Source organism: Nocardia sp. NPDC049149, from assembly GCF_043197455.1.
Classification (GTDB): Bacteria; Actinomycetota; Actinomycetes; order Mycobacteriales; family Mycobacteriaceae; genus Nocardia.
On sequence record NZ_JBICTD010000011.1, the window covers coordinates 49,587 to 62,235 of the forward strand.

10 protein-coding genes are annotated in these 12,649 nt (G+C 66.9%); 4 read left to right on the top strand and 6 right to left on the bottom strand.

Annotation, left to right across the window (positions count from 1 at the left end; all coding sequences use genetic code 11):
* Positions 1 to 235: 235 nt before the first annotated feature.
* Positions 236 to 1,156 (bottom strand): aminodeoxychorismate lyase, encoded by a 921-nt coding sequence (locus ACGFNJ_RS35415; protein ID WP_393458616.1) that lies wholly within the window; start codon positions 1,154 to 1,156, stop codon positions 236 to 238.
* A gap of 206 nt (positions 1,157 to 1,362) precedes the next feature.
* Between ACGFNJ_RS35415 and ACGFNJ_RS35420 the strand changes: the two genes are divergently transcribed.
* The 4 genes from ACGFNJ_RS35420 (at position 1,363) to ACGFNJ_RS35435 (ending at position 4,697) form a co-directional block, all read left to right on the top strand.
* Positions 1,363 to 2,475 carry a YgfZ/GcvT domain-containing protein gene (locus ACGFNJ_RS35420; RefSeq protein ID WP_393458619.1) on the top strand — a complete coding sequence of 371 codons (1,113 nt, stop codon included), beginning with the start codon at positions 1,363 to 1,365 and terminating at the stop codon, positions 2,473 to 2,475.
* Positions 2,476 to 2,623: 148 nt separating this feature from the next.
* A complete protein-coding gene (locus ACGFNJ_RS35425) occupies positions 2,624 to 3,364 on the top strand; it encodes an MOSC domain-containing protein (RefSeq protein ID WP_393458622.1) in 741 nt (246 codons plus the stop codon).
* The gene (locus tag ACGFNJ_RS35430; protein WP_393458625.1) at positions 3,361 to 4,314 is read left to right on the top strand and encodes an asparaginase; all 954 of its coding nucleotides are present in this window, start codon (positions 3,361 to 3,363) and stop codon (positions 4,312 to 4,314) included. The genes ACGFNJ_RS35425 and ACGFNJ_RS35430 overlap by 4 nt, the downstream gene beginning before the upstream one ends.
* A 176-nt stretch (positions 4,315 to 4,490) precedes the next feature.
* Entirely contained in the window at positions 4,491 to 4,697 is a 207-nt protein-coding gene (locus tag ACGFNJ_RS35435; protein ID WP_069165659.1) for a DUF3073 domain-containing protein, read from the top strand.
* 182 nt (positions 4,698 to 4,879) lie between these two features.
* Here ACGFNJ_RS35435 and purM read toward each other — a convergent pair whose 3' ends face one another.
* From purM to ACGFNJ_RS35460, 5 genes are all read right to left on the bottom strand, one after another.
* Positions 4,880 to 5,956 carry a phosphoribosylformylglycinamidine cyclo-ligase gene (gene purM / locus ACGFNJ_RS35440; RefSeq protein WP_393458628.1) on the bottom strand — a complete coding sequence of 359 codons (1,077 nt, stop codon included), beginning with the start codon at positions 5,954 to 5,956 and terminating at the stop codon, positions 4,880 to 4,882.
* Between the two features lie 288 nt (positions 5,957 to 6,244).
* Positions 6,245 to 7,936, bottom strand: coding sequence for an ABC transporter ATP-binding protein (locus ACGFNJ_RS35445; RefSeq protein WP_393458631.1), 1,692 nt, complete (start codon positions 7,934 to 7,936; stop codon positions 6,245 to 6,247).
* Positions 7,933 to 8,940 (bottom strand): ABC transporter permease, encoded by a 1,008-nt coding sequence (locus ACGFNJ_RS35450; RefSeq protein WP_393459242.1) that lies wholly within the window; start codon positions 8,938 to 8,940, stop codon positions 7,933 to 7,935. Before ACGFNJ_RS35450 ends, ACGFNJ_RS35445 begins: the two co-directional genes overlap by 4 nt.
* Positions 8,941 to 9,032: 92 nt before the next feature.
* On the bottom strand, positions 9,033 to 10,043 hold the full coding sequence (locus ACGFNJ_RS35455; RefSeq protein WP_393459245.1) for an ABC transporter permease: 1,011 nt from the start codon (positions 10,041 to 10,043) through the stop codon (positions 9,033 to 9,035).
* 122 nt (positions 10,044 to 10,165) lie between these two features.
* On the bottom strand, positions 10,166 to 11,782 hold the full coding sequence (locus ACGFNJ_RS35460; protein WP_393458634.1) for an ABC transporter substrate-binding protein: 1,617 nt from the start codon (positions 11,780 to 11,782) through the stop codon (positions 10,166 to 10,168).
* Between the last annotated feature and the right edge of the window lie 867 nt (positions 11,783 to 12,649).

The following is a 12,649-nucleotide window of genomic DNA, read 5'->3' on the forward strand; positions in this document are numbered from 1 at the left end:
TCCTCCTCCTACGTCTACGACGTGACGTAGTAATACTACGTGGGGGAGAGGTTCAAATAATGAGGCTTAGGACACGACACACGGGGTCTTTCGTCCCGCACCAGCGGTTTGCCGAGTTCGCCCGCGCCGATCACACGTCCGATAGGACGCAGATCACCCGGTGCGGGCACCGCAACGGCGCCGCGCGGAGCGACCTGCCGCCGCGATCCCTTTCGCCGAGCAACTCGGCGTCACCTCACCAATCGCCGATGGCCCCTGCTCGCTCGATACCGCGGTCGACCAAGTCGATGATCTCCTCCGCGTTGTCCGGCGCCATCATCCGCAGCCCGTCCAGCGAGTTCACCCTGGCGGCGAGCGAAACACTCGACAGCATCCAAATGCTGTCGCAGGTAAGGAGATCAGCGGTGAACAGCGACTTGTAGGTACATTCCCAGCCCGCCTTCTCCGCCTCGACGAACAACGCGCGCTGGGTGACGCCGGGCAGAATGCCGTTCTTCGCGGGCGGGGTGATCAGCTGCTTGTCCCGCGCGATCACCACGGACGAGCGCGGCCCCTCCAGCACCCGGTTCTCGGTGCTGGTGAAGATCACATCGTCGGCGCCCATCCGCGCCGCGAACCGCAGCGCCGCCATGTTGGAGGCGTAGGACAGTGTCTTGGCCCCGAGCAACTGCCACGGCGCGGCCTGCGCCAGGTCGATCGAGATGCCGCGGGAAAGGGTCACCACGGCAACGCCTTCGGTGCGCGCCTTCTGCACCCGATCGGGCACGGGTAGCACAAGGACATAGGCGGTCGGCACCGGAACGGCGGCCGCGAGATCACCGCTCGTCACCTTCTCGGTCACCCCGGAGAGCTCGGAATCGCGGCCGCGGGTGAGCACCAGCCGCATCACGCCTTCGCGATCACTGCCCCACTCCTTCGCGGCCCGCTCGACCGCGGTGCGCCAGCGCCCAAGCTCGGGCTCCGGCAGATCCAACGCCTGCGCCGAGCGACGCAGTCTGCCTAGATGAAATTCAATCGCGCATGCGTTGCCCGCACGCACCAGCACCGTTTCGAAAATTCCGTCGCCGCGCAATACGCCGATATCGTCCGCAAACAGCAACGGCGCGTCCGCGTCCCTGACCGCGCCGTCGAGTGAGACAAGAACCCGATCTACCATGCGTCGAGACTAGGCGGTGTTGGTTCGCCGCGCCCATGTCACGACAGACTTCATGACCTTTTTGTGCAACCTGCCGCCGAAGATTCACTCAGGCGTTGGTCGGACGCCGCGTGCCAGACGTTCAGTGCGCCTCTCGCTAGGCCGGTTCGCGGCACCCGAGAGCCCCGGTTCTGACACCCGATGCCGACCCCGCCTACAGTGGAAATGTGTCCGTGGTCGTTGCGCCCAGCCCTATCCTCGCTGTTTCGGGAGCCGTCGCGGGAGCGCCGGGTTCGCCCGATGCCGCCGTCGCGTGGCACTACGGTGATCCACTCGGCGAGCAGCGCGCCGCTGTGCAGCGTGCGGCCGTCATCGATCGGTCGCACCGTTTCGTCATGACCATCACCGGCGCCGAACGGCTGACCTGGCTGCACACCATCACCAGCCAGCACGTCGCGAGCCTCGGCAACGGGGAGTCGGCGGAGAACCTCGATCTCGATCTGAACGGCCGGGTGCTGCACCATTTCGTGCTCACCGAGCTGGACGGCACTGTGTATATAGATGCCGAAGGCGACCGCGGCCCCGCGCTGCTGGAGTTCCTGCGGAAGATGGTCTTCTGGGCCGACGCACAGCCTACCGCGGCCGACTACGCGGTGCTGAGCTTGCTCGGCCCGAAGGTCGCCGAGCTGACCGAGGCCATCGGCGTCGCGAGCCTGCCGGGCACGTACGCGGCGGTGCCGCTGCCCGACGGCGGCTTCCTGCGGCGGATGCCGTGGCCCACCGCCGACTCGTTCGATCTGGTGATTCCCCGCGCCCAGCTGTCGGAGTGGTGGACCCGCCTCACCGAGGCAGGCGCCGAACCCGCAGGCCTGTGGACCTTCGAGGCCTTGCGGGTCGCCGCGGTGCGACCGCGCATCGGGCTGGACACCGACGAACGCACCATCCCGCACGAGGCGCGCTGGATCGGCGGGGTCGCCGAGTACGGCGCCGTGCATTTGGACAAGGGTTGCTACCGCGGCCAGGAGACCGTGGCGCGAGTGCACAACCTGGGCAAGCCGCCGCGACATTTGGTGCTGCTGCACCTGGACGGTTCCGCCGACGAGCGCCCCTCGGTCGGCGACGATGTCACCGCGGGCGGCCGCACGGTCGGGCGGCTCGGCACCGTCATCGATCACTACGAACTCGGTCCGATTGCGCTCGCGCTGATCAAGCGCACCGTGCCCGCCGACACCGCGCTGACCGCAGGTCCGAGCGCCGCCGCCATCGATCCCGATTCGGTGCCCTCGGACGACGGACCGCAGGCAGGCAGGCTCGCGGTCGATCGGCTCCGCGGCCGCTGACGCGCCCATGCGCATCGAATCCCCAAGGAGCACAAGCTCCCTGCCCCGCGACGGGGCGGCACGGTGACTTCCGACCACCCGCGGCGCGCTGTCGCCGAATACCCGCGCGCCACCGATACCCGACTACCCGACGAGAGGAGCAGCACCGATGCGAACCGGTGACACCGGCCGCGTGCTGGCCGTCTGCGTCGTGCACGCCGAGCTCGAGGTGCCAGGCCGGGTCGGCCGGTCCGCGATCGACAAGCGCCCGCAGCCGGGCCGGGTGCCGGTGCGCACGCTCGGGCTCGACGGCGATCACGTCTGCGACACCGCGCACCACGGCGGCGCCCACCAGGCGGTCTACGCGTATGCGGACGAGGACGCCCAACGCTGGGGCGGCGAACTCGGTCGTGAGCTGCCCGCCGGATGGTTCGGCGAGAACCTGCGCATCGCCGGGCTCGCGGTCAGCGACGCGGTGCTCGGCGCCCGCTTGACGATCGGCGACACCATGCTCGAGGTGAGCGCGCCCCGCGTGCCGTGCGCCACCTTCCAGCACTGGAGCGGAGAAACCCAGTGGGTCAAGCGCTTCACATTGCGCAGTGACACCGGCGCCTACCTGCGCGTACTGACCGAGGGCACGATCGGCGCAGGCGACGAGGTTGCGGTGGTGCACGTGCCCGACCACGGCATCACCGTGCGCGACCTGTTCGTCGGCGACGATCCCGACCTGCTCGCGATCCTGCTTGCCGCGGAGCCGACGCTGTCCGACGACGTGCGGATGCAGATCGATCGCCACGCCCGCAGGCATGCGAACGCCCAGCGGGCCGCCGCGCGAAATGCGGGCAGCACCACCGACAACGGCGCGACCGACCGGCGCGCCGCCGAACTCGACACGGGAGCCCAACTGTGAGTGTGGAACTGGTCGAAGTCGTTCGCTCCGGCTTCCGTGAATGCGTGCACCGCGGCTCGGCGGTCATCCTCGATCCCGCGGGCGAGCCGACCCTCGCGCTCGGCGAGGTGCATCTGCCGATCTTCCCGCGCTCGACGAACAAGCCGATGCAGGCGATCACCTTGCTGCGGCACGGGTTCGAGCCGGTCGACGACGCCGAGCTCGCGGTCGCGACCGCCTCGCATTACGGCGAGCCCGATCATGTCGCGCTGGTGCGCAGGCTCCTCGACCGCTTCGGCTTCGATGAGAAGTCGCTGGCCTGCCCGCCGGATCTGCCGGTCGACGACAAGGCGCGCGCGGCCGTCCTTTCCGGTTCGCACGAACCGCGCCGCATCTACATGAACTGCTCGGGCAAGCACGCCGCGATGCTGGCGACCTGCAAGATCAACGACTGGCCCACCGAGGGCTACCTCGACCAGGCACATCCGTTGCAGCAGGCGATCATCGCGACCGTTGCCGACCTCACCGGCGAGCTCGAGACCGACCTCGGCATCGATGGTTGTGGCCTGCCGATCATTCCGGTCTCGCTGGTGAATCTGGCCCGCGTCTTCGCGACCATGGCGACCGCCGATCCCGACGCACCGGAGCGCCGCGTCGCCGACGCCATCCGCGCGCATCCGCGAGTGATTTCGGGCACCAACGCACCCGATCTGCTGGCCATGCAAGCCACTCCCGGACTGGTTTGCAAGATCGGCGCCGATGGTGTGCACGCCGGCGCACTGCCCGACGGAACAGCTTTCGCCTACAAGATCGACGACGGACACGACCGTGCCCGAATGCCCCTGACGCTGGCCATTTTGCACCGCATCGGCATCGATTGGTCCGACGCGCACGCGGAACTCGCTGCGCCTGCGGTGCTCGGCGGCGGTGCTCGGGTCGGCGTGATTCGCGCGATCCCCGGGGTGCTGTAGGCCCCCCGGTCGAGGGCGACAACCGGGCAAACGGAACCTCTTCCGGAGTTCTTCACCCACTCCTGGAAGCGGGACGGCCAGACACGCGCTAAAGTGTCTGTCAGGAAGAGTATTAATTCGAACGGGGCCGCCAACCAAACCCCAGGCCGCCCCGCAGTGACGCGAGGGGGTCAGCCATGGGCCGTGGCCGGGCTAAGGCAAAGCAGACCAAGGTCGCACGCGAGCTGAAGTACAGCAGCCCGCCGAGCGACTTCGCGAGCCTTCAGCGCGAGCTTTCGGGAAGCCCCAACTCCCAACGGAGTGGTGTGCTGTCCGATGAGCACGACGCGGACAAGTCCTCATCCCAGTGGGAAGAGGACGACTACGACGACTGGCGCCGCTGACTCGGAGCACTGTCTGAAGGGGGAGGTCGACGTGCCTCCCCCTTCAGCCGTTGCTGCGTGTTGACGGCTTGCTCCGAACCAGGTCGGCGCCGAAAACGCTTATAACGCACCAGCGTCCCGCATCTGATGATGCGGGACGCTGACGTGTGTTCGGGTGTAGTTGTGTGAGCGGCCCTGCCGGCTCAGAACCGCGGGTGCTCGCCGACCAGGACGGCGCGCACCGCGTCGGCCTCCTTGGCCTTCTTGACGGTGCCGAGCGTCCAGCATTCGATGTGTCGTGCGGTCAGCACGGCCAGCGCGCGATCGACGTCCTCCGGCGCGACGACGGCGACCATGCCGACGCCCATGTTGAACGTCTTCTCCATCTCGACCCGCTCGACCCGGCCGCGCTGCGCGATCATCTTGAACACCGGCGCCGGGTTCCATGTCCCGCGATCCAACTCGGCCACCATGCCGGCAGGCAGCACGCGGCCCAGGTTGGCGGCCAGCCCGCCACCGGTGACATGCGCGAAGGTGCGCACATCGGTCTCGGCGATCAGCGCGAGGCAATCCTTGGCGTAGATCCGGGTCGGCTCGAGCAGCTCCTCGCCGAGGGTGCGCCCGAACTCCTCGACATGCCCGGTGAGCGACATCCGGTCGATGTCGAGCAGCACCTTGCGGGCCAAGCTGTAGCCGTTGGAGTGCAGGCCGGAGGAACCCATCGCGATCACCACGTCACCGGGACGCACCCGGTCCGGGCCGAGCACCGCGTCGGCCTCGACCACGCCGACGCCGGTCGCGGACAGGTCGTAGTCGTCCGGGTCCATCAGGCCGGGGTGTTCGGCGGTTTCGCCGCCGAGCAGCGCGCAACCCGCCCGCACACAGCCCTCGGCGATGCCGGAGACCAGCTCGGCGACCTTCTCCGGGACGACCTTGCCGATGGCGATGTAATCCTGCAGGAACAGCGGTTCGGCGCCGCAGACGACGAGATCGTCGACGACCATCGCGACGAGGTCGAGCCCGACGGTGTCGTGCTTGTCCATCGCCTGCGCGACCGCGATCTTGGTGCCGACCCCGTCGGTGGAGGCGGCGAGCAACGGCTCGCGGTAGCCACCCTTCAGCGCGAACAGTCCGGCGAATCCGCCGAGGCCGCCCTGGACCTCGGGTCGGCTCGCCTTCTTCGCCAATGGCCCGAACAATTCGACTGCGCGGTCACCTGCCTCGATATCCACGCCTGCCGCGGCGTACGAGGCACCACCACTGGGGGTCTGTTCAGTCATTTTCGGGGAAAGCTCCAAACCGAATCGGCGGATAGATGCCTGCTCACGCTACCGGAGAGCTGTAACTACGTTGCAGCTGTCCCGCCTACCCGTGCCTTTTTGCCGGACCTGGGTGCCGCGAGACTTGTCAACCGGGCTGACCACGCGTCGGTCGAAAAGCGCTCGGCGTACTCGACAAGTGACCCCTGCGCCTGCGCGACCAGTTGTCACGGTATCCCGCCGAGGACACCATGCGGCGTTCGATTCGTCTCGATTGCACTACGTACGAACGCCGCATGGTGTTGGTCACTAACTCCGCTCGGTCGCGAACAGGTCGGCGGTCGCCGCGCGTCGCCTGCGCTGCTCGACCGGATCGGGCACCGGCACTGCCGCCACCAACCGCTGCGTGTACTCCTCCTGCGGCGCGCGCAGGATGCGATCACGATCACCCTGCTCGACCACGGCGCCGTTGCGCAGCACCACGATTCGGTCGGCCAGCTGATCGACCACCGCCAGGTCGTGACTGATGAACAAACAGGCCCAACCACATTCGCGCTGCAGCTGCCCGAACAGCTCGAGCACTGCGGCCTGCACGGAGACGTCGAGCGCACTGGTCGGCTCGTCGGCAACCAGCAGATCCGGGTCGAGGACCAGGGCCCGCGCCAGGCTCGCGCGCTGGCGCTGGCCGCCGGACAGCTCGTGCGGATACCGGCGCTCGGTGCCTGCGGGCAGCTGGACGTCGTCGAGCAGTTTGCGCACCCGCGCCTTGATCTCCGCGGAGCTGCCCTTCTTGTGCACCAGCAGCGGCTCGGCCACGCACTCACCGACGGTGAGCCGCGGATTCAGCGAGCTCGCCGGATCCTGGAACACGAAGCCGAATCGCTTGCGGATCGGGCGCAGCTTGCCGCCGGACAGGCCTGCGATGTCCTGTCCACGGATCTTCACCACGCCCGAGGTCGGCCGTTGCAGCGCGGCGACGCAGCGTCCGATGGTCGACTTGCCCGACCCGGATTCGCCGACCAGGCCGAGGGTTTCGCCGGGCCCGATGCACAGGTTCACATCGTCGACGGCGCGGAACGGCGGCCGCCCGAACGAGCCGGGGAACTCGACAACCAGATCGCAGACCTCGAGCACCGGCTCGGCGCTCGCGGCCACCTCTTCGGCGGGACCGTGTGCGAGTTGCTCGGTGCCCAGATGCGGGACCGCCGCGAGCAGCGCCCGCGTGTAATCCGCCTTCGGGCTGGCGAACAGCTCGTCCACCGGTGCCTGCTCGACCACTTCGCCGTTGCGCATCACCACGACCCGGTCGGCCAGGTCGGCGACCACACCCATGTTGTGGGTGATCAAGACGATGGCGCTGCCGATCCGGTCGCGCAGGTCACGCAACAGCTCGAGGATCTCCGCCTGCACCGTCACGTCCAATGCCGTGGTCGGCTCGTCGGCAATGATCACCTTCGGCTCGCAGGCGATGGCGATGGCGATCACCACGCGCTGCTTCTGCCCGCCCGAGAGCTGGTGCGGGTAGTAGTCCACCCGGTGCTCGGGATCGGGCAGGCCGACCATGCGCAGCAGTTCGATCGCGCGCGCCTTCGCGGCCTTCTTGCTCATGTCCGAATGCGCGCGCAGCGCCTCGCAGATCTGGAAGCCGACGGTGAACAGCGGGTCGAGCGCGAGGCCCGGCTCCTGGAACACCATCGAGATCGCACCGCCGCGCAGGGCAGTGAGCTGCCGCTCGTTCATCGAGGTGATGGTCTCGGTGCCGAGGGTGACCAGACCGCGCACCCGCGCGGTCAGCGGCAGCAAGCCCATCGCGGTGCGTGAACTCACCGACTTGCCCGACCCGGACTCCCCGACAATGGCGAGCACCTCACCGGGGAACACCTCGTAGGAGACGTCGGTGACCGCGTAGACGGGACCCGCGTCGGTCGCGAAGGTGACCGACAGCGATTCGATCGACAGCGCAGGACGCTTCTTGTCGGTCGCCGTGGTTGGCGTAGTCATGATGTCTCCTTTCCGGTAGCCGTGCTGTCCTTCACCAGTGCGTCGCCCGCGGGCTCGGCTTCGGTGTCGCCGTCGAGCTCGCTCGGGGCGGCAACCTCGATACCCGCGACGGTGATGGCGTCGCCCGGCGCCGCGGCGACCGCGCGACGGGTACGCAGGATCGGGTTGAGCACCTCGTTGAGGCTCTCGCCGACCAGCGTCATACCGAGCACGACGAGCACGATGGCGAAGCCGGGGAAGATGCCGGTCCACCAGATGCCGTTGGAGACATCGGACAGCGCCTTGTTCAGGTCGTAGCCCCATTCGGCGGCCTGGGTCGGCTCGATGCCGAACCCGAGGAAGCCGAGGCCTGCCAGCGTGAGAATGGCCTCCGACCCGTTCAGGGTGACGATCACCGGCAGCGACTGCGTGACGTTGGCGAAGATGTGCCGGAACAGGATTCGCGCGGTGGACGCGCCGGTGACCCGGGCGGCATCCACATACGGTTCGTTCTTCACCGCGACCGTCGCGTTGCGCACCACCCGGAAGTACTGCGGCACAAAGACGGCCGTGATCGCCACCGCGGCAGACAGCACACCACCGAAGCTGGTGGAGCGGCCACCCGCGACCACGATGGACACCACGATTGCGAGCAGCAGCGTCGGGAAGGCGTACATCGCGTCCATGAACAGCACGAGCACCCGGTCAACCCAGCGGCCGAGGTAGCCAGAGAGCAGGCCGAGCGGCACACCGACGAACAACGACAACACCAGCGAGATCGCGATGACAAACAGTGCGGTACGTGCACCCCAGATCACGCGTGAGAACACGTCCTCGCCACGCACCGAGGTACCGAACCAGTGCTCGGCCGACGGCGCCTGCTGCCGGACGAAATCGACACCGTCGGCAGCGCTTTGCGCGAAACCGTAGGGCGCGATCAGCGGCGCGAAGATGGCCGCGATCACGAAGATGCCGACCAGGCTCAGCCCGAGGATCAACGTGGCGCGCTGTAGGCCTGCGGTCATCGTGAACAGCTTCAGACCGGGGATCCCGCGGCGCGCCGACGGCGGCACCGCTGGCGGCACCACCGGCTCGTTCAACAATTCCGGTGCGGTCATCAGAACCTCACCCTCGGATCAATCATGGCCACCAGGGCATCCACCAGGAAGCTCATCACCGCGACGACCAGCGCGATGAACGCGACGATGCCCTGCACGGCAACGAAGTCACGGGCCGACAGGTACGTCGCAAGCTGATAGCCGAGGCCCTTCCACTCGAAGGTGGTCTCGGTCAGCACCGCGCCGCCGAGCATCATGGCGATCTGCATACCCATCACGGTGACGATCGGAATCATCGCGTTGCGGAACGCATGTCGCCCGGTGACCACCCGCCGGGACAGTCCGCGCGCCCGCGCGGCGTCCACGTAATCGGCGCGCAGGGTCTGGATCAGGTTGATCCGCACCAGCCGCAGGAAGATGCCCGCGGTCAGCAACCCGAGCGCGATCGCAGGCAGCACCGCGTGTTCGAGCACGTCGACGATGTAGCCGGGATCGCCGTACAGGATGCCGTCGATCAACATGATGTTGGTCTTCGGCGACACATGCTGCAGCTGCAGTTCGACATTCGTGCTTGCCCTGCCTGCCACCGGCAGCCAGCCGAGCTTCACCGCGAAGATCAGCTTGAGCAACAGACCGACGAAGAACACCGGTGCCGCGTAGGCCAGGATCGCGAACAACCGCAGGCCGGTGTCCTGCACCGAATCACGGTGTGTCGCTGCGTATCTGCCCAGCGGGATGCCGATCGCGAAGGCCACGATGAGTGCCCAGAACATCAGCTCCAGCGAGGCGGCGCCGTAGGTGGTCACCACCTCGCTGATCTGCCGATTGTCTTGCGAGCGACCGAAATCCCCGGTCGCGAGACCGGAGATGTAATCCCAGTACTGCGACAGGATCGGCCGGTTCAGCCCGGCCGCCTCCTTGCGGATCTCGATCTGCTCCTGGGTCATTCGGCCACCCATGGCCGCGCTGATCGGGTCACCGGCCACGCGCATCAGGAAGAACACGACGGTGACCAGAATCCATGCGGTCACCGGGATCAACAGCAGCCGAACGCCCAGGTAGCGGAGCAGCGCCAGCTGACGAGAATCGCTCCCGCCCTTCCTTATTCGTGGCACGCCGAAGCGCCGGGCCCGGACCGGCGCTGGCTTCGTTTCTGGCGCAGCAATCGTTCCGGGCCCGGCTTTGCCGGATGTCACTTGCTCAGCACCGTGTAGCGGAACTTGAAGGACGCGTCCAACGTCTGCTCGACGCCCTGCACGCCCTTACCGGCGACGGCAATCTGCTTGCCCGCCAACAGCGGAACGATCGGCAGGAAGTTCTGTGCGAGGTCCTTCTGCACGGCCTTGATGATCTCGAGCCGCTTGGTCTTGTCACCCTCGGTGGCCTCGGCGACCAGTTGTGCGCTGATGCCGGGGTTTTCGAAGTGTGACTGCAGGAAGTTGTTCGGCGCGAAGAACGGGGTCAGGTAGTTGTCCGGGTCCGGAAAGTCCGGGAACCAGCCGAATTGGTACATCGGGTAGGAGTCACGCGCGCGTTCCCGCTGGTAGCTCACCCATTCGGTGGACTGCAGGTTCACTCGGAACAGGCCGCTGGCCTCCAGCTGCGACTTGATCGCCGCGTATTCCTCGGAGCTGCTCGAACCGTAGTGGTCCGGGTTGTACTGCAGGTTCAGCTCGACCGGGGTGGCAACGCCCGCATCGGAGAGGAACTTGGCGGCCTTGTCCTTGCTCGGGTCGGCGCCGTAGATCTCCTTGAACGGCTCCGCCGCGCCCGGAACGCCTTGCGGCACAGACGAGTACGCCGGGGTGTAGGTGCCCTTGTAGACGCTCTTGGCCAGCGCGGCCCGGTCGACCGTCGACGCGAGTGCCTTGCGCACGGCGAGCTTCTGCTCCGGCGTGCCGCCGGGCATGGTGTTCATGTTGAAGACGATGTAGCGCAGCTCGCCACCGGGGCCCTCGTGCACGGTGACCTTGCTGTCACCACGCAGGGATTCGATGTCGGTGGGGGTCAGCGACCGGTAGGCGACGTCGAGCGAACCGTTCTGCAGGTCCAGCTTCATGTTGTCGGTGGTCGCGTAGTACTTCGTCGACACCGTCTCGGTCTTCGGCTTGCCGAGGATGCCGTTGTAGTCCGGGAACGCCTTGTACTCGACCAGCTTGTTCTTGTCGTAGCTCGCGATCGTGTACGGGCCCGAGTAACCCTTGTTCTTGACGACTTCCTCGTCGGCCATCACCTTGTCCGGCGAGTACACCTTCTCGTCGACGATCGGACCGGCCTGGGTCGGCAGGATCGCCGGGAAGGTCTGGTCGTTGGCGACCTTCAGCGTGAACTGCACCGTCTTGTCGTCGGGTGCATCCGTCTTCTCGAGGTTGCCGAGCAGCGAGGCGGGACCGTTGGGGTCGTTGATCTTGACCATCCGGTCGAAGGAGAACTTGACGCTCTTGGAGGTCAACGGGTTGCCGTTGGCGAACTTGAGGCCCGGCTTCAACGTGCAGGTGTACACCGTCGGCGAGGTGAACTCGCACTTCTCCGCGGCGTCCGGCTTCGGCGTCGCGTCACCCGGCGCGAAGTTCAGTAGGTACTGGTAGAACTGCGTTTCCGCGACCAGCGAGCCGTTGTCGTAGGCAGCCGCCGGGTCGAGCGAAAAGATCTTGTCTGTGGTGCCGGCCAACAAACCGCCACCAGTACCACCATCACCGGTTCGGCCGGAACCACAACCAGCCAATGCCGACGCCACCAGCGTCGCCAGGCCGACGGCCGCGATAGCTCGCGTCCGGGTCCGGCCCCCAGGTGCTCTTGAAACCAACATCAGGGCCCCACTACTTCTCGAGCGCCGCACCGCGTTCGCCTGGATCGCAGGCGTGGTGCGGACACAATGAACTTCCGATCTGACGGGCACCGTACCCACGAACCATTTCCGGCACGTTGCGTTTTCAGAGAAAAAAACTTCACGGTGCGCCCAGACGTTGCAAATAGCGCAGCACCAAGGCCTGATCACCGGACGAATGTCCAGCAAGGCACTAGCTGACGACATGAGGTGTCTCGAGGAAGCCATGGCACAGACACAGACATTAACCTCGACACTCCCAATCAATGAGAAGTCGCCATGCCGTGTCGCCCCGAAGACGACAGCAGAATCGGACCTATCCGACGAATGCGACAGCCAACGACCGAACCCCCACCAAGATCAGCCCCAGCCCTCGACCACGTCCCACCCGCTGAACTCAGCGCGCGACCGGGACATAGCCGCGGCAAAACGCCGGTCAGAGCTCTCTCATGTCCCCGTTCGACGTAGCTACGAGCGCCGAACGGGACATGGTCGCGGACGGATCAGCGACGAGGACCACACGTCCTCCGGATCCGCACTCCTTGTGCGAATCCGCACCCGTTCTAGCAGCCCACAGTGGGTGCGGATCCACGGAAAGGGTGCGGATCCACGGAAAGGGTGCGGATCCACGGAAAGGGTGCGGATCCACGGAAAGGGTGCGGTTTCGAAAAGGTGCGGCGGTTGCCCGTCTCGGCGTGGCCGGCCGTGCACTTCCTGCGTGGCCGGGCCCTCTCGGCGTGGCCGGACCCCACTTTTCCCTGCGTAGCAGGGCTCTTTCCCGGCGTGGCCGGGCCTCTCGCTTCCTGCGTGGCCGGGCCCTCTCGGCGTGGCCGGGCTCTCTGCTTTTCC